Source organism: Acinetobacter sp. VT 511 (assembly GCF_001077515.1).
Classification (GTDB): domain Bacteria; phylum Pseudomonadota; class Gammaproteobacteria; order Pseudomonadales; family Moraxellaceae; genus Acinetobacter; species Acinetobacter schindleri.
The window spans coordinates 204,103-228,735 of sequence record NZ_LFRE01000073.1; the positions used below are offsets into that span (position 1 = coordinate 204,103).

General features: G+C 44.3%; 22 protein-coding genes, 4 tRNA genes and 1 pseudogene. 24 read left to right on the forward strand and 3 right to left on the reverse strand.

All coding sequences use genetic code 11. The features are described from left to right. The first annotated feature begins 71 nt into the window (after nucleotides 1-71). A complete protein-coding gene (locus ACS72_RS11760) occupies nucleotides 72-488 on the forward strand; it encodes a PH domain-containing protein (RefSeq protein WP_004813613.1) in 417 nt (138 codons plus the stop codon). A 30-nt stretch (nucleotides 489-518) separates the two neighbouring features. Here the strand turns inward: ACS72_RS11760 and ACS72_RS11765 are convergent. Next, nucleotides 519-1,559, reverse strand: a pseudogene (locus tag ACS72_RS11765) (AAA family ATPase). A gap of 225 nt (nucleotides 1,560-1,784) precedes the next feature. On the opposite strand from ACS72_RS11765, the gene uvrC reads away from it, so the two are divergent. The 3 genes from uvrC to pgsA all read left to right on the forward strand — a co-directional run bounded on the left by uvrC (nucleotide 1,785) and on the right by pgsA (nucleotide 5,190). Continuing rightward, a complete protein-coding gene (gene uvrC / locus ACS72_RS11770; RefSeq protein WP_048882251.1) occupies nucleotides 1,785-3,584 on the forward strand; it encodes an excinuclease ABC subunit UvrC in 1,800 nt (599 codons plus the stop codon). 116 nt (nucleotides 3,585-3,700) lie between these two features. Further along, nucleotides 3,701-4,495 carry an acyl-CoA thioesterase II gene (locus ACS72_RS11775; protein WP_048882231.1) on the forward strand — a complete coding sequence of 265 codons (795 nt, stop codon included), beginning with the start codon at nucleotides 3,701-3,703 and terminating at the stop codon, nucleotides 4,493-4,495. Nucleotides 4,496-4,602: 107 nt separating this feature from the next. Continuing rightward, the gene (gene pgsA, locus ACS72_RS11780; protein WP_008302472.1) at nucleotides 4,603-5,190 is read left to right on the forward strand and encodes a CDP-diacylglycerol--glycerol-3-phosphate 3-phosphatidyltransferase; all 588 of its coding nucleotides are present in this window, start codon (nucleotides 4,603-4,605) and stop codon (nucleotides 5,188-5,190) included. A 991-nt stretch (nucleotides 5,191-6,181) separates the two neighbouring features. Here the strand turns inward: pgsA and ACS72_RS11790 are convergent. Beyond that, nucleotides 6,182-6,451, reverse strand: a complete 270-nt coding sequence (locus tag ACS72_RS11790) for an oxidative damage protection protein (RefSeq protein WP_005220695.1) — start codon at nucleotides 6,449-6,451, stop codon at nucleotides 6,182-6,184. A gap of 29 nt (nucleotides 6,452-6,480) precedes the next feature. Then, entirely contained in the window at nucleotides 6,481-7,911 is a 1,431-nt protein-coding gene (gene argH, locus ACS72_RS11795; RefSeq protein ID WP_017401677.1) for an argininosuccinate lyase, read from the reverse strand. On the opposite strand from argH, the gene ACS72_RS11800 reads away from it, so the two are divergent. From ACS72_RS11800 to ACS72_RS11895, 20 genes are all read left to right on the forward strand, one after another. Further along, nucleotides 7,902-9,056, forward strand: a complete 1,155-nt coding sequence (locus ACS72_RS11800) for a sensor histidine kinase (protein ID WP_048882233.1) — start codon at nucleotides 7,902-7,904, stop codon at nucleotides 9,054-9,056. The two genes, argH and ACS72_RS11800, sit on opposite strands and share 10 nt — an antisense overlap. A gap of 56 nt (nucleotides 9,057-9,112) precedes the next feature. Beyond that, entirely contained in the window at nucleotides 9,113-9,853 is a 741-nt protein-coding gene (locus ACS72_RS11805; protein WP_004813599.1) for a LytTR family DNA-binding domain-containing protein, read from the forward strand. Nucleotides 9,854-9,959: 106 nt separating this feature from the next. Then, complete coding sequence (gene hemC, locus ACS72_RS11810; protein ID WP_048882234.1) at nucleotides 9,960-10,880, forward strand: hydroxymethylbilane synthase; 921 nt, start codon at nucleotides 9,960-9,962, stop codon at nucleotides 10,878-10,880. 5 nt (nucleotides 10,881-10,885) lie between these two features. Next, nucleotides 10,886-11,665, forward strand: a complete 780-nt coding sequence (locus tag ACS72_RS11815) for a uroporphyrinogen-III synthase (protein WP_048882235.1) — start codon at nucleotides 10,886-10,888, stop codon at nucleotides 11,663-11,665. Beyond that, nucleotides 11,662-12,489: a hypothetical protein gene (locus ACS72_RS11820; RefSeq protein WP_048882236.1), complete on the forward strand. Its 828-nt coding sequence runs from the start codon at nucleotides 11,662-11,664 to the stop codon at nucleotides 12,487-12,489. Before ACS72_RS11815 ends, ACS72_RS11820 begins: the two co-directional genes overlap by 4 nt. A gap of 6 nt (nucleotides 12,490-12,495) precedes the next feature. After that, nucleotides 12,496-13,686, forward strand: coding sequence for a heme biosynthesis HemY N-terminal domain-containing protein (locus ACS72_RS11825; protein WP_048882237.1), 1,191 nt, complete (start codon nucleotides 12,496-12,498; stop codon nucleotides 13,684-13,686). A 10-nt stretch (nucleotides 13,687-13,696) separates the two neighbouring features. Then, complete coding sequence (locus tag ACS72_RS11830; protein WP_048882238.1) at nucleotides 13,697-14,125, forward strand: thioesterase family protein; 429 nt, start codon at nucleotides 13,697-13,699, stop codon at nucleotides 14,123-14,125. A 142-nt stretch (nucleotides 14,126-14,267) separates the two neighbouring features. Then, nucleotides 14,268-14,594, forward strand: coding sequence for an H-NS family nucleoid-associated regulatory protein (locus ACS72_RS11835; protein ID WP_048882239.1), 327 nt, complete (start codon nucleotides 14,268-14,270; stop codon nucleotides 14,592-14,594). A gap of 184 nt (nucleotides 14,595-14,778) precedes the next feature. Beyond that, nucleotides 14,779-15,522 (forward strand): type II secretion system protein N, encoded by a 744-nt coding sequence (gene gspN / locus ACS72_RS11840; protein WP_004890585.1) that lies wholly within the window; start codon nucleotides 14,779-14,781, stop codon nucleotides 15,520-15,522. Further along, a complete protein-coding gene (locus tag ACS72_RS11845; protein WP_048882240.1) occupies nucleotides 15,522-16,388 on the forward strand; it encodes a type II secretion system protein N in 867 nt (288 codons plus the stop codon). The genes gspN and ACS72_RS11845 overlap by 1 nt, the downstream gene beginning before the upstream one ends. Nucleotides 16,389-16,426: 38 nt before the next feature. Then, the gene (gene gspD, locus ACS72_RS11850; RefSeq protein WP_048882241.1) at nucleotides 16,427-18,679 is read left to right on the forward strand and encodes a type II secretion system secretin GspD; all 2,253 of its coding nucleotides are present in this window, start codon (nucleotides 16,427-16,429) and stop codon (nucleotides 18,677-18,679) included. Between the two features lie 64 nt (nucleotides 18,680-18,743). Then, the gene (locus ACS72_RS11855) at nucleotides 18,744-19,397 is read left to right on the forward strand and encodes an FHA domain-containing protein (RefSeq protein WP_048882242.1); all 654 of its coding nucleotides are present in this window, start codon (nucleotides 18,744-18,746) and stop codon (nucleotides 19,395-19,397) included. 82 nt (nucleotides 19,398-19,479) lie between these two features. After that, nucleotides 19,480-20,148, forward strand: a complete 669-nt coding sequence (locus tag ACS72_RS11860) for a phosphoglycolate phosphatase (protein ID WP_048882243.1) — start codon at nucleotides 19,480-19,482, stop codon at nucleotides 20,146-20,148. A gap of 108 nt (nucleotides 20,149-20,256) precedes the next feature. After that, complete coding sequence (gene trpE / locus ACS72_RS11865; RefSeq protein ID WP_048882244.1) at nucleotides 20,257-21,750, forward strand: anthranilate synthase component I; 1,494 nt, start codon at nucleotides 20,257-20,259, stop codon at nucleotides 21,748-21,750. A 98-nt stretch (nucleotides 21,751-21,848) separates the two neighbouring features. Next, nucleotides 21,849-21,924, forward strand: a tRNA-Thr gene (locus tag ACS72_RS11870). Between the two features lie 56 nt (nucleotides 21,925-21,980). Further along, nucleotides 21,981-22,064, forward strand: a tRNA-Tyr gene (locus ACS72_RS11875). Nucleotides 22,065-22,102: 38 nt separating this feature from the next. Further along, nucleotides 22,103-22,178: transfer RNA gene (locus ACS72_RS11880), tRNA-Gly, on the forward strand. A 17-nt stretch (nucleotides 22,179-22,195) separates the two neighbouring features. Then, a tRNA-Thr gene (locus tag ACS72_RS11885) sits at nucleotides 22,196-22,270 on the forward strand. 151 nt (nucleotides 22,271-22,421) lie between these two features. Then, nucleotides 22,422-23,630 (forward strand): elongation factor Tu, encoded by a 1,209-nt coding sequence (gene tuf, locus ACS72_RS11890; RefSeq protein ID WP_048882245.1) that lies wholly within the window; start codon nucleotides 22,422-22,424, stop codon nucleotides 23,628-23,630. A gap of 595 nt (nucleotides 23,631-24,225) precedes the next feature. Continuing rightward, nucleotides 24,226-24,516, forward strand: a complete 291-nt coding sequence (locus tag ACS72_RS11895; protein ID WP_212771692.1) for a molybdopterin dinucleotide binding domain-containing protein — start codon at nucleotides 24,226-24,228, stop codon at nucleotides 24,514-24,516. Nucleotides 24,517-24,633: the final 117 nt, after the last annotated feature.

The window sequence follows — 24,633 nt, forward strand, 5'->3', positions numbered from 1 at the left end:
ATGAGTTAAGTAATTCTGCTGGTAGATCCTATTTTTAGATTTACAATAGCTTTAAGAATGGGGGAGCACACATGCAGGTATTTCGTTCCAAAAAAGACTGGTGGCTGGTGGCCTTTCTGGTGTGTATGACCGGACTTTTGGTACAGTTACTGCTGGTGATGTCAGCCAAAGGCACCATGCAGCAATATCCGTTGCATACCGCAGTTTATATACTAACCATTGTAATGATCTGGTGGCCTGTGCTGAATACCCGATATCAGCTTACTGCTGATCAATTGATCGTCAAAAGTATGTGGTTTAGCTGGCAGATTCCCGTAGCTGCTATTCAGGCGGTCACTCCAACCGATTATTCATCTGTTGCGCCCGCTTTGTCCCTGAAGCGTTTACGCGTGGATTATCGTGAAGATGGAACCAATAAATTTGTGCTGATCTCACCCAAAGACCAGATGGCATTTATTAATGCGGTACAGAACCAGCAGGCATCTTAAGCGCTCATTCTGTGGTCGAAGCTATTCAGGCTAAATCACCAAATTACCTTCAATGCAATCTAGCTTCAGCGTAGACTGTTCAGGCTGATCTAAAAAATATACCGCTAAAACTGGTTCTAGTTCAGTACGCATCTTGCGACCCAGATGACGTGCGCCGTAACGAATATCATGCCCTTGATAGAAATAGGCCTTGGCTGTATCAATTAGGATCACAGTTCGCTTCTGATGCTGTAATCGCTAATTGAGTTTTTCCAGCTCAATCTCAACCAGTCGTGGCAGAGCATCATTTTGTACAGCCTGATAATGCAGGGTACGGTCAATCCTGTTCAAAAATTCAGGATCAAATTTACGCTGCATGACCTTTTCAATAATACGCTGTGTCGGTACTTTTTTCAGGCACAGATTCTGAACCTGCTGCGGCAAATAACTGAGCTTTTCCAGATATTGCTGGGCAGCTTGCGCGCCAACATTACTGGTCATAAAGATCATACAATTCCGAAAATCGATGGTCTTGATGCCTGCTGTGAGAGTTAAACGACCTGTATCAAGCACGTTCATTAAACCTCGAATGACTTCGGTTGAAGCCTTTTCTAATTCATCAAATAGCATAATGCCCGGACGGGTATGGCTACCTGCAATCGCAGTTTCATCGAACAGGCTATGACCTTCTTTTGAGCCGACATAACCCGGGGGCGCACCTGTTAGCGCTGCGGCATAATGTTCTTGCGCCAGCGTATTCATGTCGATACGGCAAAACGCATCTGGACGTCCATAGATAGCCTCGGCGATCAGGCGCACGGTCTCGGTTTTACCTACTCCGGTTGGGCCAAGCATCAAGGTCACGGACAGGGGACGATCCGGGCTGGAAAAATCAGCCTTGACCACATGTAGCATCTTTTCAATTTCATTCAGCGCAGCATCCTGCCCAATAATCCGTTCCCGAAGCAGGTCCATGACTGCCTTGGATTCAAAGTGAAAGCGTGGCTTGCCAATCAGGCGGTCACGTTCCGAAGCAGTATGCGTGGAGGTACCAGGCTGGACGATATGGAAACCGGAATGCTGCGTGGTCATCTTGGGGAATCTCAAAAACGAACCCGTCGAGCATAACAAAGATATCAGTTGAAATTTATAGCTTTTAGCAATCACAGTATAACGGCGAGCCTATAAATTAACCGGGATTGCATATTTATAAACTTCACTTGTGGGCAGGCTTGATGGTAATTTTGTCACCGCGCTTGAAAATCAGGCAATAAGCATCACATTATCTGCATATTGCATGTGAAAAATAGGTTGCAGGTGAACGAGAACGCGCGTCCCCATATTGAAAAAATCCTGGCGAATATGACCACACTTCCGGGGGTATACCGGATGTATGGCAAGGATGGAGAATTGCTGTATGTGGGGAAGGCAAAAAACCTGAAAAACCGCGTATCCAGTTATTTCGTCAAGACCCTTGAACATCCGAAAACCCAAGCATTGGTGGCGCGGATTTATGATATTCAGACTTTGGTTGTGCGTTCTGAAACTGAAGCATTACTGTTAGAGCAAAACCTGATCAAGCTGCATCGTCCACCGTATAACATCATGCTGCGCGATGATAAATCCTATGTCTATATCTTTGTGTCTAGTGATAAACCTTATCCACGGATTGCAGCAGGTCGAGGCAAGGGCAAACATCAACCGGGCAAGTTTTTTGGACCTTATCCAAGTGCTTACAATGCTAAGGATACCCTGATCGTTTTACAGAAACTGTTTAATGTACGCCAGTGTGAAAACAGCTATTTTGCACAGCGTAAGCGCCCCTGCCTGCAATACCAGATCAAGCGTTGCTCAGGCCCCTGTGTCGGACTGATTTCACCTGAAGACTATCAGGAAGATGTCAACAACTCGATTCGCTTCTTGCAAGGCGATACCAAGGAGCTGAATCAGCAGCTGATTGCCAAAATGGAAGCTGCTGCCGAACAGCTCGAATTTGAAAAGGCTGTATTTTATCGGGACCGTATGGCTCTGTTACGTGATGTTCAAGCCAATCAAGCGATCTACAAGGTCAAAGGTGAAGCCGATATTCTGGCGATTGCCCATCAGGCCGGCGTGACCTGCGTACAGATCATGCATGTGCGTAATGGTAAAATGCTGGGAGGTAAAAGCTATTTCCCGGATATCCAGGGTGATGATCTCAGTCAGATGTTGAGTGATTTTATTGCCAACTTCTATTTCCAGGTTGCGGATGAAATTCCAGCAGAACTGATCGTCAATGTAGAAGTGACTGATCGTAACGAGCTGGAACAGGCATTGGCCCAGCATTTTGATAAAAAAATCCAGATTAAATCCAAGGTTCGGGAAACCCGTGCCGAATGGCTGGAACTGGCACAAATGAATGTGCTGCAAGGGATTAAATCGAAACTGGCGAATCACTTTGAATTGAATGAGCGTTTCCATCAGCTGGAGCAGGTGGTGGGACATCCTGTGGACCGGATTGAGTGTTTTGATATCTCACATACCATGGGGGAGGAAACGGTCGCATCCTGTGTGGTGTTTGATAGTGGCGGTGCGCGTAAGCGGGATTATCGCCAGTTCTCGATTAACGACATTACCGAAGGCGATGACTATGCTGCAATGCGTCAGGCGCTGACCCGACGTTATAAAAAGCACATGTTGCCCGACCTGTTACTGATTGATGGGGGTAAGGGACAGCTGCATATGGCAATGGAAGTCATGCAGGATCTTGGTCTGGACGCTTTTATGGTGGGTGTATCCAAAGGTGAGGGACGTAAACCAGGCTTAGAAACTTTACATTTTACTGATGGCACCAAGATTCAACTTCCCGAAGATCATAAAGCCCTGCATCTGATTCAACAGGTACGGGATGAAGCACACCGCTTTGCAATCACCAAACACCGTGCCAAACGCGACAAGAAACGAAGCTCTTCAGTTCTGGAAGTGATTCCCGGTCTGGGCCCAAAACGCCGTCGTGACCTGCTGACCCATTTCGGCGGCATTCAAGGTGTGCTGAAGGCTTCAGAGAAAGACTTGATGTTAGTACCAGGCTTAGGTGAAGTCATGGCTCGTACTATTTATAAAGTACTGCATGAATAAAAATCCAAATTAAATCATTTGCCAAAGTGCTCAGTGACGGAGAAGTCATTGAGCATTCACATCAATTCAAATTTATTGAATGATATCAGAACTAAAATGAACCACAGGGATGCACAATGACACTGGAACAGGTGTATGCAGCGATTGCTGTTGAGGAATGGGTTGATCTTCCAGCAGGATGGTTACAAGGACGGACCCTGTATGGTGGTCTGGCTGCGGCGATGATGATGCAAAAAGCGGTGCTGAGCATTAATGCCCCGGCGAAACATCTTTTAAGCACCAGCGTGACTTTTGTGGGGCCGGTCCAGCAACGGCCAGTCAGGTTAACTGCAGAAATTCTGCGTGAGGGTAAATCCGTCACTACGGTTGAAGTTCGCCTGTGGCAGGATGATGCAGTGCAGAGTATCTTGTTAGCCAGTTTTGGTGTAGCACGTGACTCAACTATTCAAGTACATCAGGAGGCATCTGCTCCGGATTATCCAGCTCCAGAAAGCCTGTTTAGCATTCCTCCAAACGTAGGTATGCCGGAATGTTACCAGCAGTTTGAGGTTCGTTGGGCTGAAGTGAATTTGCCATGCACGGGGAGTGATCATCCTGATTTTGGCGGATGGTGCCGTTTTGATCCAGAAAGACACGCAAACCGCAAATTTGAAGTTGCTGACCTGATGGCAATTTTTGATATCTGGCCACCCGGTGTATTGCCGATGTTTAAGCAGATTGCACCAGCCAGCAGCCTCAACTGGACGGTGACCTATGTGCATCCAGTACAACATCAGTTGAATGATTGGTTTAAATATAAAGTATTTACTGATCATGCAGCAGATGGCTACGCGACAGAACATGCTTATCTGTGGGATGCTGAAAATCGCCTGATTGCGATTGCCAGACAGACAGTGACAGTGTTTGCCTAGTGACACTGCTGGCCAATTCGTATAAAGTGAAGCCTATTAACGATGGATCAAACCTCAATAAAAGTGTGCATTTTCATCGTACATGAGGGGAACAATTGGCGGTGTCTATGACTACAGGTCGTATCCTGAATATTCCAAACATCTTGACCTTGGCACGTATTGTCCTGATTCCAGTCTTTCTATTGGTGGCCTATTGGCCGCCGGCGATGGGGATTGATGAAAGCAATCCGGATATGACGCGTCATATGCTGTTGACTGCAATTTTTGTGGTTGCGGCGGTAACGGACTGGTTTGATGGCTATCTGGCGAGAACATTGAATCAGACTTCGGCTTTTGGTCGATTCCTGGATCCGGTGGCAGACAAGCTGATGGTCGCAGCTGCACTGATTGTACTGGTGCAATGGCAACCTTCGATCTCCATGGCCTTTGCTGCAATTGTGATTATCTCGCGGGAAATTACGGTATCAGCTTTACGTGAATGGATGGCTGAGCTGGGTGCGCGAACCAGTGTGGCGGTGTCTACAGTCGGCAAATACAAGACCGCCTTCCAGATGATCGCAATTACCGTATTTCTGCTTAACTGGCAGCCGCTAGATATGCTGGCTTATGCATTGCTCTATACTGCAGTTGTGCTCACCTTATGGTCGATGTTTATCTACCTGAAAGCGGCCTGGCCCTATCTGAAACAGCCTTAATCGAATATTGAATCAAGCCCCAGTCACTGGGGCTTTTTTTATGGGGCAATAGTAATTTGCAGGCAAAAAAATACCCAGCCTTTGGGGGAAGAACTGGGATGAAATCGGGGATATTTATCGCTATTATACAAAGATGTTGCCATCCTCTTAATTGCTATTATAGGAAATCCATTTTTTAATTCATGTACATTCTTGTAGTGTAATGTTGCATTTCTATAGTCGCATGTATCTGTTGTTTACAATGCATTATTTTGAAATGAATGAAGGGCTTAAATCTAATAAGACTCATAATTAAATTCTTTAAATAGGATAATTAAATTCAGCATTTTTAAACTTAATTGATTAGTAAAACTTCATATTTATAATAAATTTAATCTATAAAATAAATAATATTGAAAAAAATTGATCTTAAAACTGACGCAAGCTGTTGTTCTGAGAAGTTTAGGAAAAGAGGAAGGATATGATCTATTGATTAGAAAATAGATAACTAGATGAAGGGAATTCTAGGGATTTTATTTGCTTATTTACGGTACATTTCTGCAATCAAGAGAAAGGTAGGTGAAAAAATTAAAAAAATGCTTTAAGAAAACCTTTTTCGGATTTCACTTGAGGGACGGTTCCTATCTTTCAGCATGTTGAGCGTCGTATAAAAAGTCTGTCTAATGATGGAGATTTTTTTAGATTGAAGCCTCTACGCAATAAGTTGCTTATTAGGCGGAAAAATACTCCCAAGTAGGGAGTCTGTCATAGGCAAGCTTACGCGGATCTTCGGTACTTGTTTTGCATAATAATTGAAGCAATAAAAAAGAATCCCCAAAGTTGGGGATTCTTTTAGATTAAAGCCTACGCGCAGCATAGCTGCTTGTTTTGCGGCGAGGCAGAGCAGTGCTCTTACAAAGAAAAAGAGCCTCATAAGAGACTCTTTCTAATTAAAGCCTACGCACACCTTTGGTGTTTGTCTTGCGTAAAACTTAAAGCAACGCTTTAAGTTTCACTCAGGCTTTAGCCCTTCAGCTTTTTCCAATGATTCATCATTGTTAAAGAACTTCTCGCGTTGTTCTTCCAGAAACTTTTTGGCATCTGCTTCAAACACATTTAGACGCTTTTCATTGATCAATGTAGTTTGATGCTTCAGCCATTCCTGCCAAGCCTGTTTAGATACAGTATCAAACAGTTCCTGACCCTTTGCACCTGGGAATGGTGCAAAGTCTAAGCCTTCCATTTCTTTTTGATACTTACGGCAAAATACTTGTCGAGACATATCAATACTCCGAATTTAAGATAGCGCAATTAAGCGTAAAGTTTTTCCAGACGTGCATAAGCACGTTCGATTGCTGCTGCGACTTGTACAGGTGCAGTACCACCAATGTGGTTACGCGCATTTACAGAGGCTTCTAAAGTTAATGCTTTTTCAAATACATCTGCCTGGATCAGGTCAGAGAATTGCTGTAATTGTTCAAGGGTGAGTTCAGACAAGTCTTTGCCTTCCTGAACACCAAGCGCAACGGCTTTACCTACGATCTCATGTGCATCACGGAAAGCAACGCCATTTTTCACCAGGTAATCTGCAAGGTCAGTTGCAGTCGAGAAACCACGAAGCGCTGCTTCACGCATGATTTCGATATTTGGAACCAGTGCAGGAATCATATCCGCAAATGCCATCAATGAACCACGAACGGTATCAATTGCATCAAATAGTGGTTCTTTGTCTTCCTGATTGTCTTTATTGTAGGCTAATGGCTGACCTTTCATTAGAGTCAACAAGCTCATCAAGTCGCCATACACACGGCCAGTCTTACCACGGATCAGCTCAGGTACATCCGGATTTTTCTTCTGTGGCATGATTGATGAACCAGTACAGAAGCGGTCCGGAATATTCACAAACTTGAACTGTGCGGATGTCCACAGAATCATTTCTTCAGACATGCGAGACAGGTGCATCATGATTAAAGATGCTGCTGCATTGAATTCGATGCCGAAGTCACGATCAGAAACAGCATCTAATGAGTTTTCAGCCACTGCTTCAAAACCTAGCAGTTCAGCAGTATAAGCACGGTCGATTGGATACGTAGTGCCTGCTAAAGCAGCAGAACCCAGTGGCATACGGTTGACGCGTTTACGGCAGTCAATCAGACGCTCAGAGTCACGTACCAGCATTTCAAACCAGGCCATCAAGTGGTGACCAAAAGTCACAGGTTGTGCCGTTTGCAGGTGAGTAAAACCAGGCATGATGGTATTGGTATTTTTCGCCGCCAAGCTCAAAATGCCTTTTTGTAATTTCTCTAATAATTTTAGGATGGCATCAATTTCATCACGGACATAAAGGCGGATGTCGGTTGCCACCTGGTCATTACGGCTACGGCCAGTATGTAATTTTTTACCTGTAATGCCGATACGCTGAGTCAGACGTGACTCAATGTTCATGTGCACATCTTCAAGGTCAATGCGCCACTCGAAATTACCTGCTTCAATATCTGCCTTAATCGCAGTCAGGCCTTCAATGATGTCATCACGTTCTTGTTCAGTCAGCACGCCCACTTTTGCAAGCATGGTTGCATGCGCAATTGAACCCGCAATATCTTGTTTATAAAAACGTTGGTCAAATTGTACAGATGCTGTAAATTCAGCAACAAAAGCATCAGTCGCTTCAGAGAAACGACCGCCCCACATACCCGAAGTCTGGGCTTGTGATGGATTTGAGGAATTAGAAGATGTGGTCATGTCGGCTCAATAAGATTAAAAGCAGTAGAACGAAAAAGAGTATAGCAAATTCAACGGCTGTTGCCGAAGTTCCATCTGCTCAATCTGTTACAGATCCGATGGGACAGCAACAATCTTCTTATTTTTTTGGCCAGATCGGCAATTGGCGTTATCTGCTGGAACTGTTTGTTGGCGGTAATGTTTTGGCTCTGGTATTGAGTCTGGCAGAAGCCCAGTCCTGGCAAGCACTCAATTTTATGCACTTGCTGCAATACATCCTCTACATTAACTGGGTGTTGCTATCATTTGCGGCTTGTGTAGAACTGTTTCACCAGTATTTTGATCGTATGGGGATCAAATCTGCATTGATTACCGGATTATTGTTATTGCAGGCTATCGTATTGGTAACGACAGTTAGTTTAAACATTCTGATACATTTTGGCATGAATTTTCATCTGCATGGTCTTACATCTGAAATTGCTTTTAAGCAGGTCGAAATGCACCTGAGTTTTGGAATTTTGCTCGGAACTTTGTGTTTTCGTTATCTTTACTTAAGGGAGCAATGGACACGTCAACGCCATAGCGAGTTAAATTCACGGATTCAGGCCATGCAGGCCCGGATTCAACCACATTTTTTATTTAATAGTTTAAATAGTGCTATCAGCCTGATCAGTATTGATCCCGATAAAGCGGAACATATGCTGCTCAATCTGTCCCGACTGTTTCGTGCCAGCTTTCAGGAATTAAAGCTGGTCAGCTTGCAAGAAGAAATCGATTTGTGCCAACGTTATCTGGAGATTGAGCAAATCCGGCTTGGTGATCGTTTGCAGCTTGAATGGAAATTAGAAAACAAAGACTTATACTCACAAGTCCAAATTCCATTACTGACTTTACAACCCCTATTAGAAAATAGTATTTTCCATGGAGTTGAAAAAATTCTAACAAAGAGTACGATAAGCGTATTGATTGAAATCCTGCAAAATCAAATTAATATTATTATAACAAACCCATATTCACAGGATCATGCAGCATTAAAGCGGGGAAATGGTATTGCAATTGAAAATGTTCGACAGCGTTTGAAGGCCTATTATGGCCCGACAGTGACCTTTAGAACCTATGCCGGCAAGGGAATTTTTACGACGGTTGTGCAATATCAGTATAAATAACAATAAAATGCAGTTAACTTAACAACAATGACATGCCGTTAACTGAAGGAGGATAAATGGACATCCTGATCTGTGATGATGAGCCTCTTGCCATAGAGCGTTTGGCACGCCTGGTCAGCCAGCTCGGCCATACTGTGGTTGCAACCGCAACCCATGGTCAGCAAGCCCTTGATCTGGCCCATCAGCACGAGCCCGATGTCATTCTATTAGATATTCAAATGCCCGAAATGGACGGTCTGCGTTGCGCACAACATCTGCGCCAGCTTGACCCAATGCCGGCAATTGTTTTTTGTACGGCCTATGACAACCATGCGCTTGATGCATTCAAGTCGAATGCAGAAGGCTACTTGCTCAAACCAGTGATGCAACAGGAGTTAGCACAGGTATTCGAGCATTTAACCAAACTTACCCAAGCTCAGATGAGCCAACTAAAACAAAAAGAAAATATGGAAGAACTCAATATCAGCCGCCATCAGATTGCGGCAAAGACTTATCGCGGGGTGGAGCTTGTCCCTGTGGAAAATATTTACTATTTCCTGGCTGATCAGAAATATGTCACGGTACGGCATAAAAATGGCAGTGTCCTGATCGATGAAACATTAAAGGACTTGGAACAGGAATTTGGCCAGAATTTTATCAGGATTCATCGCAATGCGCTGGTGTCTGTAAACTATCTGGATGGACTGGAAGTGGTCAGTTCGGGACAGTATCAGGTACGTTGCCGTGAGCTGGATGAAAGACTTGCAGTAAGTCGGCGCCATTTACCATTTTTACGTGAACGCATTCATAAGCTCTGAAGCGTATAGGATCGGGTTGCAGTTGAAACTTGCATAAATTCACTTGCATTTTAAAGTGATCAGGTTAAGTTTAGACTATTGTTCTCATTCACTGTATTTGAAATTTATGAAGACCCTAAAAATTGCAACTCGACAAAGTCCTCTTGCACTATGGCAAGCGGAGCATATCCGTGCACGTCTGCAGGAACTGCATGCCGACCTTCAGGTCGAGTTGGTCACGTTTGTGACACAGGGTGATAAAATTCTTGATACCCCATTGGCAAAAATTGGTGGCAAGGGCCTGTTTGTTAAAGAACTTGAGGCTGCATTACTGGATGGTCGTGCAGACTTGGCCGTGCATTCCATGAAAGATGTACCCATGGCACTGCCTGAAGGTTTAAGTCTTGCAGTGATCTGCGAACGTGAGGACCCATTGGACGCCTTTGTATCTAATACCTATGCCAGCTTTGATGAGCTGCCACAGGGCGCTAAAGTAGGCACATCCAGTCTGCGTCGTAAAAGCCAGATTTTAAAGGCACGTCCGGACCTTGAGATCATTGATCTGCGAGGTAATGTCGGCACACGGCTGTCGAAACTCGATGCGGGCAATTACGATGCTATTATTCTTGCCAGTGCCGGTTTAAAACGTCTGGGACTGATAGATCGTATTCGTCATACGCTTAAGCCTGCAGTCAGTTTGCCAGCTGTGGGACAGGGTGCGCTTGGTCTTGAATGTCGTGATCGTGATCAGGCCGTACTTGACCTGATCCTGCCACTCTTACATGCGGAGACTGATGCCTGTGTCCGTGCTGAACGCGCATTTAATGCCTATCTGGAAGGCGGTTGTCAGGTGCCGATTGCAGGTTATGCAACTTTACAGGATGGTAAAATTGCCATCGAAGGCCGTGTGGGTAGCGTGGATGGTGCCACCTTATTAAAAGCAGAATTACAGGGTGATGTAAATCAGGCAGAGCAGCTCGGTGTGACTCTGGCACAGAATTTATTGGCCCAAGGTGCGGGTGATTTGCTTACAGCACTATATTCATAAGATTCATGCTGTTTATCAATACTCGCCCTCAGGATCGTGCGGTCCGACTCACACAGCAGTTACAGGCAGCACAAATTCCTGTGGTAGAGCTACCTTTGCTGGAACTGGTTGCACAGCCTTATTCAGCAGAATTGGATAGCTTGTATCAGCAGTTGAATCGTGCTCAAGTCATTGTGGTGGTGAGTCCGACTGCGGTGCAAATTGGCATGCAATATCTGGCGCAGGCAGGCATTGAACTGGCTACATTGGCCCATATACAGTGGATTGCTGTAGGGCGAAGCACTGAACAGGCATTGCTACAATATGGCATTCAAAGTCATGTGCCTGAGATTGAAACCTCTGAAGGAATGCTACAATTACCGATCCTAGATGGTCTTGAAAAAGATGCTGTTGTAGCCTTTTGGCGAGGTGAGGGCGGTCGATTATTTATGATGGAGCATTTGCGTCAACAGGGTGTTGAAGTACTAAATTTTGTACTGTATCAACGTCAGTGTCCGGTTGAGTCACAGCAGGCTATAGCTGCGCTCTTGCCTCGATTGCAGGACAATCGTCATTATGTGGTTCTGATGAGTAGTGAAGCCAGCTGGTTAAACTGGGTGCAGCTAATGCAGCAGGACATCTCCCTGATCAGCAAGGGAATTTATTTAGTTTTAGGCCCACGTTTGGCCGCTATTTTAGGGGAATACCGTCAACATCATGCTGCAGCATTTGAGTATGTACAACTTGAGAGCCTGAGCAGCGATGTGATCGTACGGGAGATGAAGCGAGTACTGGGGAACTCATGAAGAAAATTTTAATCGTGCTGTTCATTGTGGCATTCGCCTGGATGGTCAAAATCAGTTATGACCTGTTCAGTTTGCGCCAGGCCCATACAGAACTCAGCTCCAGCTTTACTCTATTGCAGCAGCAAAATGCCAGTTTGAATGACAAGGTGGTTGCACTTAAACGCCAGGTAACTGAACAGCGCCAGGATGCACCAGCTGTATCCAACTCACAGATAGCTACTGCACCTGAATCGCATGATGCCGAACTGGTTCGTCAGCAACTCAGCCTGATTGAGTTCGCTTTGCAGCAGCAGCAATACAGCACAGCATTGGAAAAACTCAGTCAGCTGCAACTGGATTTGCCGAATTATACGCTTGCACCGGCTTTATTAGACGGTTTGGAGCGTGTACTCAGTAAAGATCAGGTAATGTTGCAACAGTTCATCAATAGTCGTCTGGTACAGCAGAATAAAATCCGGGATTTACTTAATCAAATGGATGCTGAAATTGCCAGGGAGTTAAAAGCCCAGCACAGTGCCACACCGGCAGAGTCTGGTTCCTTCTGGCGCAATCTGATTCAAATTGAAGCTGTGCAGCAGCCAAGTACGGTGTTAATGCAGCGAGGACTAGTGTTGAAAGAGGCGCAATTACGTCTATTGATGGCACAAAACGCGCTACAGCAAAGTCAGCAAATTCCTTTCCAGCAATCGCTTGGTGCCGTGGCTGAAGTCCTCAAACAATTACCGGATGGGAAAAGCCAGCAATGGGTTAAAAAACTGGAACAGATCCGCACCATACCGCTGACACCGGTTCCTCCTCTGAATGCCCGTACCTTAATGAGCTGATCGCTTATGAAACAGATTCTGCTTGCCTATTTATTTGTCAGTCTGCTCGGTATTGCGGCTTTAAGTCTACTCAGTTACGGTCACGGACCAGGGTATGTCTATCTGTACTGGCGTAACTGGCAGGTACAGACCAGTCTATGGACACTGGCAGCGCTACTGGTTACGATCAGCTTTGTCATGCATATGCTGTGGTATGCGGTTACGCGTTATCTGAATCGCGAGCAGCGCAAAAAACAGCGCGTTTTCAGTTTTCATCATTTACATCCTTATGAACAACTGGCAGTGGTGTGGCTGCTCAATGCCTCACAGGATCAACGTGATTTTATTCAGCAGTCTTTTGCCCAGTCTGGATTATTAAAAGATATTATTCATGCACGTTTGTCTTGGGGGCAACAGGATTTTGATGAGGCTTTGAAATCTTTAAATCAGTCCAATCCAATGGCATTTGAACTGGCTGAATTACAGCGTATTGAAGTGTACTTATCGCAACAGGATGGTCAGCAGGCATTAACCCATCTTGAATTCTTAAATCAACATGAATTATCCCCTTGGCTGTTTAAAGTTAAATCAGCTTATGAGAAGAGATTGACCAAATTATGGGGGCAATTTGCCTTAAAGTTTCCCTGGTTGTATTTAAGATCAACTCAATATGGTCATTTAGAGCAAAATACTAAAACACTTTGGCTAGAACAATTATTACTGGCTTTTGAACAGGCGGATCAGGAAGATTTAAAATACTTGCAACAGCGCTATATCGACTTAAGCGAAGAAATATTTACACGTGACTATACCGTCAAACTATTGTGGCTGAAGTTGTTATTTAAAATGCCTGAAATGAGTGCCGAGCATGAAGCGCTAGCAGTGCATTTATTGGAACAACAATTTAATCAGGACGTATTTTATTTATGGTTTCAGCAACAATTACTTCGACAAAATCCTGATTATGAAATTATTAACCAGCAAATTTCATTGTGGGAAGAAAAATATACAGCAGTGCCGGTCTTAACATTTGCCAAATGGCATGTACTGCAAGCTGCGGGTCGAGTAGAGGAAGCCCAGCAACTGCTTGCACTCTATCCAGATGATGTGCGTATGAGTTATCTGCGCATTAAATCTGCCTTGCAGGGGCAGGATGAGTTACAACAACTGAATCAGGTGTTTGAATCAAATGCCAATTTTATTGATACAAGAATATAGGGGATAATATATGGAATCACTTGCGCAGTATCCAGTGATTTTTGAGCAACGCGTGGCTTGGGGTGATATGGATGCCTTTGGTCATGTTAATAATGCGGTGTATTATCGTTATATTGAAAGTGCCCGACTGGCTTATCTGGATCGATTAAATATACTGGTTGGTCCATTATTAACTGTTGTGGCTACGAATCAATGTCGCTATTTAAAGCCTGTGGTTTATCCAGATCAACTTAAAATCGGTGCACGTATTGAAGATATAGGTACTACCTCATTTCGTATGAGTTATTTATTATGGAGTGAGCAGCAGCAAAGTGTGGTGGCAATTTCTGAAGCGGTTCTGGTTTGCATAAATAAAAATAGCATGCAAAAAATGCCAATTCCTGAAGATGTACAGGAAATAATAAGAAATTTAGAAAATACGGTTGAACATACAGTTTAAAATACGAGAAAATTATTTAATTTTGTAATTAATTTTATTATTTGTTGTTATCCGTTTAAATTTTTTTATTGAATATTTTATTTAATCTAAATATTATGAAAAAGTTATTTATAAAACGAATAATATTATTTTTATGGAGAGAGTGATGCCAGACATTACGAATTTATCAGTTGAAGAGTTAAAGCGTTTACAAGCTGAAGCTGAAGCATTAATTGCGTCTAAAAAAGACCAGGAAATCGAAGATGCTTATAATCAGGTATTAAACATTGCAGAAAAAGTAGGTATGAGCATTGAGCAGTTGCTCGAGTTCGGTGCCTCTAAGCGCAAGAAATCATCTCGCAAGACTGTAGAACCACGTTACCGCAGTAAAGCAAATCCGGAAGAAACCTGGACGGGTCGTGGTAAACAGCCACGCTGGCTGGTTGCGGAACTGGAACAAGGTGCCAAGCTGGAAGATTTTCTGATCTAAAGATTTGACTGTGAATGTTGTCATAGGTCAGTCATGGAAATGATCTATATATCTTTAACCAAGCATCATTGCTTGGTTTTTTTATGCCCCTCAATTGGCGTGGTGAAAAAAGTATGCATAATGTACTTATATTAAGAAAAGAATCATAACCAGGAACTGAAATTGATGGATTGGTTGGGGTGGGATGAGCAGTAAACCGAAAACTTTCAAATGGTTAATTCTTGCCATAGTCGCCTTTTTTATTTTTGTGGTTTTGCAGGTGCCGGCTGCCTGGCTGATTTCAAAATTTTATAAAAATAATCAGGTACTGCATAACGTTAGTGGCAATATTTGGCAGGGGAGTGCTGACTGGAAAAAAGGTCAATTGCGTGGCAGCCTCAACTGGCAGGTCCGTCCATTGGATTTGCTATTATTGCGTCTCGGGGCAAATGTGGAAGTACATAGCGGCAATACTAAACTTGCCGGTGTAATGGCTTACGGTCTGACCAAAACGCTAGTCGCCAGGAATCTAGAAGGACAGGTCGCACCAGAAACCTTGAAAAATCTGGCAGATTGGCAATGGCCAACCAATGCAATTCAATTTAAGCAGCTCGATTTTAAATATAAGAAACAAAATGGCTTTAGTGATGTGAGTGGTCAGTTGAATTGGACCGGGGGAGAATTGATCTATACCTTTGCACAGCGTCAAGAGCGGATGAGTGTTCCTGTTCTTGCCGGGAAGCTGGCAGATGAGTCAGGTAAATTATTGCTGGATGTTCGCGATAGTCGTGATCAGAAAATGCTGAATATTGAACTTGATCCCGATCTGATGCTGAATGTGCAACTGACACAGCGTATGTTACTGAATGTTCCTTCCTATGAAGGTAAAGCTGGACTGGACACTTATGTCATCAGCACCCGTCAGCCGTTGATGGGAGGCTTAAACTGATGGCCATCAATATAGATAAATTTAAACAGCTGGATCTACAGACGTTTAATAAAGCGGCACCCGCACTTTTAGTTTTACTGATTCTGTATCTGTGCTGGAAACTGGCAGCCCTATTCTGGCTGGTTGTTGCACCGCCTCAAGCCCTGCAAGTAGAACGTGTAGAGCTGGGTTCACAGCAGTCACGGATTCCAAATATCAGCTCTTTCGCCTTATTTCAGGAAACTGGACAAAGTGCGGTAAGTGCGGAAGTCTCTAATATTCTGTTACAAGGGGTGATGGTTGCCAGTCCAAGCTATTTGTCTTCAGCAGTATTGAAGCTGAATGATCAGGTCGATCGCTATCGTGTTGGCGAGAGCTTGGGTAATAGCGGCTATGAGCTGGCTGAAGTGTACTGGGATCGGGTGATCATTCGTCAGCAAAATGGTGCGAGTAAGGAAGTTTTCTTTAAGGGCTTGGAAAATGGCTTAAATCAGCCTTGGCAGAGTAATGAGCAGAAAAGTGGGCGTTCATCGTCATCCTCAAATTGGGGTGGATCAGCGAATCAGCCAACAAATGAGCCTGCTTCACCGCAGAATGAGATTGGTCGCGCGATTCAGCAGATGAATGAAAACCGCGAACAGTATCTGGAAAATATGGGAGTTTCTGCAGGTGAAGGGGGTTATGAAGTCACTTCGCGAACTCCGGCAGTGCTGCGTAACCGTCTCGGTCTCAGACCCGGCGACCGGATTGTATCCCTGAATGGTCAAACCGTCACTGCAGGACAATCTGAAGTGCAGTTACTGGAACAGGCACGACAGCAGGGCCAGGTAAAACTTGAAATTAAACGTGGTGATCAGGTGATGACCATTCAACAGGATTTAAAGTGATGTGTCATCACATATAGGGTTGGGAAGCATTTAGGTTTATGGCTTTATTTAATAATAATCAATCAGCATGGGCGCTTTGTGTTGCCGCACCTCTGGTGGCTATGGTCAGTACCGCAACTTATGCGCAGACCTGGAAAATCAATCTGCGTGATGCAGACCTGGCTGCTTTTATTAATGAAGTAGCCGATATTACGGGGAAAAATTTTGCCGTTGATCCACGGGTACGCGGCAATGTCACAGTCATTTCAAACCGGGCATTAAACCGGGCTGAAGTCTATGATCTGTTTCTTGGGGTCTTGAATGTTAATGGTGTCGTGGCGATTCCATCCGGGAATACCATCAAACTGGTGCCAGACAATAACGTCAAGAACTCCGGTATTCCGTATGATGCCCGTAACCGTGCGACTGGTGACCAGATTGTGACCCGAGTAATCTGGCTGGAAAATACCAATCCGAATGACCTGATTCCAGCACTACGCCCACTAATGCCACAGTTCGCCCATCTGGCAGCTGTACCGGGAACCAATGCCCTGATTGTTTCCGATCGCGCTAGCAATATTTACCAGCTGGAAACCATTGTGCGTAATCTGGATGGTACCGGTCAGAATGATCTGGAAGCGATTACCTTACAGTCGAGTCAGGCTGAGGAGATGATTGGCCTGATTGAGTCCATGACAGCTACAGGTGCTGCCAAGGATCTCAAAGGCTCACGTGTGCGGGTCATGGCAGATCAGCGGACCAATCGGATTATCATCAAAGGCGATACTGCAACCCGTAAGCGTATTCGCCAGATTATTGAAACGCTGGATGTGCCTGCAGCGGATCGTTTAGGGGGGCTAAAAGTCTTTCGCCTGAAATATGCCAGTGCCAAAAACCTGGCTGAAATTTTACAAGGACTGGTTTCTGGGCAGGCTCAGGGGCGTTCGAGCTCTTCTTCAGAGAACAGCTCCGCAGGAACTTCGCTGAATACATTGGGCAATAACAGCTCTGCATCCAATATGTCTCAGGAAGCTTCCACTTCTGGGATTCAGTTAAATTCAGGATTAGGAAATAACCAGCAAGGAATTACCAGTTTTAATGCCAATGGTGTCAGTATTATTGCTGATGCGACCCAGAATTCATTGGTAGTGAAGGCTGATCCACAACTGATGCGCGAAATCGAGTCGGCGATTAATCAGCTGGATACGCGTCGTCAGCAGGTGTTAATTGAAGCCGCGATTATGGAAGTGGAAGGTACGGATGCTGACCAGTTGGGTGTACAGTGGGCACTTGGTGATCTGAGTAGTGGTATTGGTCTGATTAACTTTGATAACTTTGGTGCCAGTCTGAAAAATATTGCTGCCGGCTATCTGACTGGTGGTGCAGCAGGGGCAGGCAGTGCAATTGGTACTGGGACCTCACTCGTGATAGGTGATTATCGTGAAGGCAGTGACGGTTCCCGAAAGCTCTATGGTGCACTGATTCAGGCGCTTAAAGAAACCACGAAGTCGAATCTATTGTCTACGCCATCGATTGTGACCATGGATAATGAAGAAGCCTATATCGTAGTGGGTGAAAACGTTCCATTTGTAACAGGCTCGGTTTCTACGGGTGCGGCAGGTGTTGCCAATCCTTATACCACCATTGAGCGTAAAGATGTGGGTGTGACATTAAAAGTCATTCCGCATATTGGTGAAAATGGAACCGTACGTCTGGAAGTCGAGCAGGAAGTTTCTGCAGTTGCACGTGATAAGGGGCAGGCATCAGATCTGGTCACCAGTAAACGTGCGATCAAAACTTCAATTCTGGCTGAACATGGTCAAACCATTGTGCTCGGTGGTCTGATTTCAGATAACACCAGCTACGGTCGTCAGGCGGTACCGGGTTTGGGTGCAATCCCTGGTTTGGGGCGTTTATTCCGCTCAGAAGGTAAATCCAATCAGAAGCGTAATCTGCTGATTTTTATTCACCCAACAATTGTAGGGGATAAAAATGAAGTACGTAAGATTTCCCAGCAGCGTTACAGCCAGCTGTATAGCTTGCAATTGGCGCTAGATTCGGATGGTAATTTTGCCAAACTGCCAGAAAACCTGGATGATGTATATCAACAACGTCTCCCTGTTTCTAAAACACCCGTAGGGTCGAATTACCAAACTGTACCAACTGCACCTGTAGCCTCACAGCCGACGGCAGTAGTCACTACGCCAGTTGCAATTGAACCTGTAGTGCAACAGCAATCTGTGCAACCAGTACAAAATGTAGAAAAAACCCGAAATACAGTGACAACCACGACGTTGCGTCCGAAAAGCTAGAGGTGCGGTAGTTGCAAACAGCATGTTATGATCAACGTAACAGAATAAAAGAGAAGTGGATGTTATGACTTGGAAAATTCAAGCCATTACTGGCGATCTGACGGGACAGGAAATTAGCATTGACCGTGACATGCTGGTGGGTCGTCATCAGGCAGCAGATATTGTGTTGCAGGCTGCAGAAATCTCGCGTAAGCATGCTGCCTTTTTGCTGAAGGAAAATGCACTGTGGGTACAAGACCTGGGTTCTTCAAATGGTACTTTTGTCAATGATATGCGCATTGATTCAGAAGCATTGCTGAAACAGGGTGATATTGTACAGTTTGCCAGCCTAAAATTCTCTGTGCTTGAGCCAGCACAAGAAGTCATCGTCGAACCTGAACTAGAACAGACAGCTGAACGTATTATTGAAGAGGCTGCTGAGAAGACTGCTGCTCATCAGATGAATGAGCAGGGTATGCCAGAGCTAAAAGAGCGTGATGCTGAAGTCCAGTTGACTCGTGATGGTATGCCAACCAATGTCGGTATTCCAAAACCGGCGCCAATTCCTGAAGGTATAGATTTATCTGCGGTTAAACCTGAACCAACACCAATTCCTGTTGAGCAACCAGTTTCTCGTGTAGAAGAAGCGAAGGAACAGCAAAAAAATGCTTCAGTCGGTTTGATTTCTTTAATTGTTATTGTGATTTTAGCAATTATGGCCTGGCTATTCTTTAAATAAGCCAAGTATTGGTTACAATTAAGGCATGCAATCGCATGCCTTTTTTGTGGCTGCGTGATGAATAAACATAAAGAGGGTAGAAATGTCTGTAGCACAACTGGATAAACGTGAGCTGATTTTATTTGATCTGGATGGCACCTTGGTGGATTCTGCTTCTGACCTGTATCGTGCCATGAATATGAGCTTAAATGTGCTGCAATTGCCTTTTGTGACTGAAGAACAGGTACGAGTCTGGATTGGAAAGGGTACTTCGAAGTTTTGTGAAAGCGTACTACTGCACCTGACTGGAAGTTTGGATCCAGCACAGCATCAGGAATTACTAAATACTTTCCTGGAAGTCTACAATGCTGATCCATGTGTCGATACCGTACCATTTCCGGGCATTATTGAATTTCTACAATGGGGTAGAGCACAAGGTAAAAAGCTCATTTGTGTGACCAATAAGCCCGAACAGCCTGCACGCAGTATTTTAGATATTTTGGATATGGCGAAGTATTTTGATGACACTATTGGTGGTGACCGTTTTACCGAGCGTAAGCCGGATCCGCGTCAATTGCTGCATTGTGTTGAGCATTATGCTGTCAGCAAGGAGCAGGTGCTGATGATTGGTGACTCGGTGAATGATGTCGAAGCTGCACGCCGTGCTGGTATAGATTGTATTGTAGTCAGCTATGGCTATAATCATGGTGAGAATATAGCAGACAGCCATCCTCAGGAGATTGTGGATGATCTACGTGAACTGCTGGCTTAATTAGGGTATTAGGGAATTAAAATGAATAGTTCTAAGGTTTTTCGATGGCGTCGCTCAGTCCAATTCTATTTACACACTGAGTAACCCTAATTTAAAGAGAAAAACCGAATGACCACTCAAGCACAATTCCAGCAACTTGCTGCGCAAGGCTATAACCTGATTCCCGTTTACCGTCAGCGCCTGGCCGATACTGATACACCTCTTTCTATTTTCGCTCGCCTTAAACAGCATCAACAGGCTTATCTGTTTGAATCTGTAGAAGGGGGCGAGAACTGGGCGCGTTATTCAATCATCGGTTTGGGTGAATCTACCGTGTTCTCCTGTAACGCAGGTGAACTGACGGTACAACATGCCGATGGCTCGATTGCAAAGCAGCACTGTTCAGACCCCTTCCAATACATTCGCGACTTTCAGGCGCAGTTTAAAGTGCCGACTCAAGCAGACTTACCTGCCTTACCAAGTTTTACTGGTGGTCTGGTCGGTTACTTTGGCTATGACTCGGTACGTTATATCGAGCCAAAGCTGAATAATGTCCCTGAGGCTGATCCGGTAGGCTTGCCAGATATCTGGATGATGCTGTCTAAAACAGTGATCGTATTTGATAACCTCAAAGATACCTTGTTTTTGATTGTGCATGCCGATACGAATGATGCTAATGCATATGAAAAAGCACATGAAAAATTAAATGAATTGGAAAATATTCTGGCAACACCAATCAGTCTGAAAGCAGAAAAACATACTCCACCACATTTTGAGTCATTAACCGGGCATGGCAACTTCCTTGCTTCTATTGAAAAAGTGAAAGAGTACATCCGTGCTGGTGATGTCATGCAGGTAGTACCCGGTCACCGTATGGTCTCTGATTTCGATGGTGAGCCTCTACAGGTCTATCGTGCGTTACGCCACCTTAACCCATCACCCTACCTGTTCCTGGTACAAGGGCAGACCTTAGAAAACAAGACACCTTTCCATATTGTCGGTTCTTCACCTGAGATTTTATCTCGTCTGGAAAATGGGATTGCTACTGTACGTCCCCTGGCAGGGACGCGTCCGCGTGGTAAAACCAAAGAAGAAGATCTGGCATTGGAAAAAGATCTGCTTTCTGATGAAAAAGAAATTGCCGAGCATTTAATGCTGATTGATCTGGGACGCAATGATGTTGGTCGGGTGTCAAAAATCGGTAAAGTGCAAGTGACTGATCAAATGGTGATCGAGCGTTATTCGCATGTCATGCACATTGTCTCGAATGTACAAGGTGAAGTACGTGATGATGTTGACGCATTGGATGTTTTTAAAGCAACTTTCCCGGCAGGCACGCTTTCGGGTGCACCAAAAATCCGTGCCATGGAAATTATTGACGAAGTTGAGCCGGTAAAACGTGGAATTTTCGGTGGTGCTGTTGGTTATTTAGGCTGGCACGGCGAAATGGACATGTCGATTGCGATTCGTACCTGTGTCATTCGTGAAAATAAGGTCTATGTTCAGGCGGGAGCAGGGCTGGTTGCCGACTCAAACCCTGAATCTGAGTGGAATGAAACCCAAATAAAAGCTCGCGCAGTGATCAAAGCGGTTGAATTATCATCAAATGGTTTGATTTTATGAGTTTTTGACGTTTTTTTTGAAAAAAACACTTGCATGGTTTCTGAGTTTTGCTAAACTGCACACCGTTCCGATACGAAACGTACGAAACACTAAGAAACGCCGGCATAGCTCAGTTGGTAGAGCAACTGACTTGTAATCAGTAGGTCCACAGTTCGAATCCGTGTGCCGGCACCATCTTAGAGAGTTTCAAGTGTAGAGTAAAGAACAGCACTGATGTAAGTGTAAAAAATGGTGAGGTTCCCGAGCGGTCAAAGGGGGCGGACTGTAACTCCGCTACGAAAGTTTCGAAGGTTCGAATCCTTCCCTCACCACCAATTTTAAGACTTCAATAAGTGGTTTGTACCAACATCGTGCGGGAGTAGCTCAGTTGGTAGAGCGGTAGCCTTCCAAGCTACATGTCGCGAGTTCGACCCTCGTCTCCCGCTCCATTGAAGTACTAATATTTGCTCTTATAGCTCAGTGGTAGAGCACTCCCTTGGTAAGGGAGAGGTCTCGAGTTCAAATCTCGATAAGAGCTCCAGATTACAGTTTATCGCAACATTGTTGCAAAAGATTCCAAAAGCAGGCTATTTAGTCTGCTTTTCAAGTATTGGGCGTTTGATTTTTTTAGGCGATATGTCGGAGCTGAGTTTTACTCAGAATTGTGTTCGACGTAAACGAGGAAGATGAACATGGCTAAGGCTAAGTTTGAACGTAATAAGCCACACGTTAACGTGGGCACAATTGGTCACGTTGACCATGGTAAAACAACTTTAACAGCTGCGATTGCAACTGTATGTGCGAAGAAATTCGGTGGTGAAGCGAAAGACTACGCTGCAATTGACTCTGCACCAGAAGAAAAAGCACGTGGTATTACCATTAACACTTCTCACGTAGAATACGATTCTCCAACTCGTCACTACGCTCACGTAGACTGCCCGGGCCACGCCGATTATGTTAAAAACATGATTACTGGTGCTGCTCAGATGGATGGCGCGATCCTTGTATGTGCTGCGACTGATGGTCCAATGCCACAAACTCGTGAACACATCCTTCTTTCTCGTCAGGTAGGTGTACCTTACATTGTTGTATTCTTGAACAAATGCGACCTTGTAGACGACGAAGAGCTTCTTGAGCTAGTTGAAATGGAAGTTCGTGAACTTCTTTCTACTTACGACTTCCCAGGTGATGACACTCCAGTTATCCGTGGTTCAGCTCTTCTTGCGCTTAACGGCGACGCTGGTCAATATGGTGAAGCTGCAGTTGAAGCTCTTGTTGAAGCGCTTGACTCTTACATCCCAGAACCAGAACGTGCAATCGACCAAGCATTCTTGATGCCAATCGAAGACGTATTCTCAATCTCAGGTCGTGGTACAGTAGTAACTGGCCGTGTTGAGACTGGTATTGTTAAAGTTGGTGAGTCAGTTGAAATCGTTGGTATCCGTGATACACAAACTACAACTGTAACTGGCGTTGAAATGTTCCGTAAACTTCTTGACGAAGGTCGTGCGGGCGAGAACTGTGGTGTTCTTCTTCGTGGTACTAAGCGTGAAGACGTACAACGTGGTCAAGTACTTGCTAAACCAGGTACAATCAAGCCGCACACTAAATTCGACGCAGAAGTATACGTACTTTCTAAAGAAGAAGGTGGTCGTCATACTCCATTCCTTAACGGTTACCGTCCACAGTTCTACTTCCGTACAACTGACGTAACTGGTGCGATCGCGCTTAAAGAAGGCGTTGAAATGGTTATGCCTGGTGACAACGTTGAGATGTCAGTAGAGCTGATCCACCCAATCGCACTGGACCATGATGAGCGTTATCGAAATAGAGGTAAAAGGCTTGGTTTGAGATTCAATTTAATCGCTGGAATCTACAACTTGGAACTGAGCAAAAAATGATTTATGAAAGAGGTCTATTATTCTTAGCCAATATATCAATGCTAGCCATGAAAGAAACTCCTGAATATTCTTATGATGAGTCGTGCCGTTTATAATTTCCAACCAGCTTTTCATAGCAGGAGTAATTTCAAGTTAAAACCATAAAATAGGTAAGATTTTATGATTATTATGTAGTAATTTTAAATTGAAGTTTAATTTTATTAATTAATATGATTTAAACTATTGATTTATATTTATATAAAATTTATTGATGAATGATATTAAAAAATTTATATTAAATTTATTATTAGTTATTTCAATAATTTATATTAAATTATAAGTTTTTATATCCAGTTAATTGTATAATTGTAAATTAATTACACTTAACAACAAATAAGTTACTTGATTTAACACATGAATTACAAATTTATAAACAGGTTATTAATCCACTATTTAATAGCTTAAATTTAATATAATAAGTTTATAATTTAATTTACTCTTTATATAAATATGTTAATTAAATAACTAGAAAATAATCTCGAATCATGGCAGAGTAAAACTTGAAGTGCGACATAAACCACCTAATTAATTTAAAGGGTTTATGGAGTATATAAAATTGTCATACCATCATCTTAACTTTGAAGATCGTACGCCGAAGGACATGCATAGGAAGAAGCTTGCGCCCGGCGATTTCATTCGACTCGAGACCCGCCGCGGCGCCGTCGAGGTCAAGGTGCGCTCCGATCGCGACGTTCCGGAGAACATGGTGTTCATGCCGTTCTGCTACGCCGAGGCGGCCGCGAACCTGCTGACCAACCCGGCACTCGATCCGTTCGGCAAGATTCCGGAGTTCAAATTCTGCGCGGCCAGAGCCGAACGCGCGGAGATGCGGGACGCGGCGGAGTAGGGAAGACCTTCTCCCCAGCGGAATTTGCGGCATAGCGCCTCCAAGCTCCGCTGTCGTCCCCGCGAACGCGGGGACCCATACCGCGTGATCTCTCGATTACCGACGGTCATAGTCTCG

Excerpts from the sequence above, each read along its gene's own strand:
- ACS72_RS11760 (WP_004813613.1), top strand. The coding sequence starts at position 72 with ATGCAGGTATTTCGTTCCAAAAAAGACTGGTGGCTGGTGGCCTTTCTG.
- ACS72_RS11775 (WP_048882231.1), top strand. The coding sequence starts at position 3,701 with ATGACACTGGAACAGGTGTATGCAGCGATTGCTGTTGAGGAATGGGTT.
- pgsA (WP_008302472.1), top strand. The coding sequence starts at position 4,603 with ATGACTACAGGTCGTATCCTGAATATTCCAAACATCTTGACCTTGGCA.
- ACS72_RS11790 (WP_005220695.1), bottom strand. The coding sequence starts at position 6,451 with ATGTCTCGACAAGTATTTTGCCGTAAGTATCAAAAAGAAATGGAAGGC.
- ACS72_RS11800 (WP_048882233.1), top strand. The coding sequence starts at position 7,902 with ATGTGGTCATGTCGGCTCAATAAGATTAAAAGCAGTAGAACGAAAAAG.
- argH (WP_017401677.1), bottom strand. The coding sequence starts at position 7,911 with ATGACCACATCTTCTAATTCCTCAAATCCATCACAAGCCCAGACTTCG.
- ACS72_RS11805 (WP_004813599.1), top strand. The coding sequence starts at position 9,113 with ATGGACATCCTGATCTGTGATGATGAGCCTCTTGCCATAGAGCGTTTG.
- hemC (WP_048882234.1), top strand. The coding sequence starts at position 9,960 with ATGAAGACCCTAAAAATTGCAACTCGACAAAGTCCTCTTGCACTATGG.
- ACS72_RS11815 (WP_048882235.1), top strand. The coding sequence starts at position 10,886 with ATGCTGTTTATCAATACTCGCCCTCAGGATCGTGCGGTCCGACTCACA.
- ACS72_RS11820 (WP_048882236.1), top strand. The coding sequence starts at position 11,662 with ATGAAGAAAATTTTAATCGTGCTGTTCATTGTGGCATTCGCCTGGATG.
- ACS72_RS11825 (WP_048882237.1), top strand. The coding sequence starts at position 12,496 with ATGAAACAGATTCTGCTTGCCTATTTATTTGTCAGTCTGCTCGGTATT.
- ACS72_RS11830 (WP_048882238.1), top strand. The coding sequence starts at position 13,697 with ATGGAATCACTTGCGCAGTATCCAGTGATTTTTGAGCAACGCGTGGCT.
- gspN (WP_004890585.1), top strand. The coding sequence starts at position 14,779 with ATGAGCAGTAAACCGAAAACTTTCAAATGGTTAATTCTTGCCATAGTC.
- ACS72_RS11845 (WP_048882240.1), top strand. The coding sequence starts at position 15,522 with ATGGCCATCAATATAGATAAATTTAAACAGCTGGATCTACAGACGTTT.
- gspD (WP_048882241.1), top strand. The coding sequence starts at position 16,427 with ATGGCTTTATTTAATAATAATCAATCAGCATGGGCGCTTTGTGTTGCC.
- ACS72_RS11855 (WP_048882242.1), top strand. The coding sequence starts at position 18,744 with ATGACTTGGAAAATTCAAGCCATTACTGGCGATCTGACGGGACAGGAA.
- ACS72_RS11860 (WP_048882243.1), top strand. The coding sequence starts at position 19,480 with ATGTCTGTAGCACAACTGGATAAACGTGAGCTGATTTTATTTGATCTG.
- trpE (WP_048882244.1), top strand. The coding sequence starts at position 20,257 with ATGACCACTCAAGCACAATTCCAGCAACTTGCTGCGCAAGGCTATAAC.
- tuf (WP_048882245.1), top strand. The coding sequence starts at position 22,422 with ATGGCTAAGGCTAAGTTTGAACGTAATAAGCCACACGTTAACGTGGGC.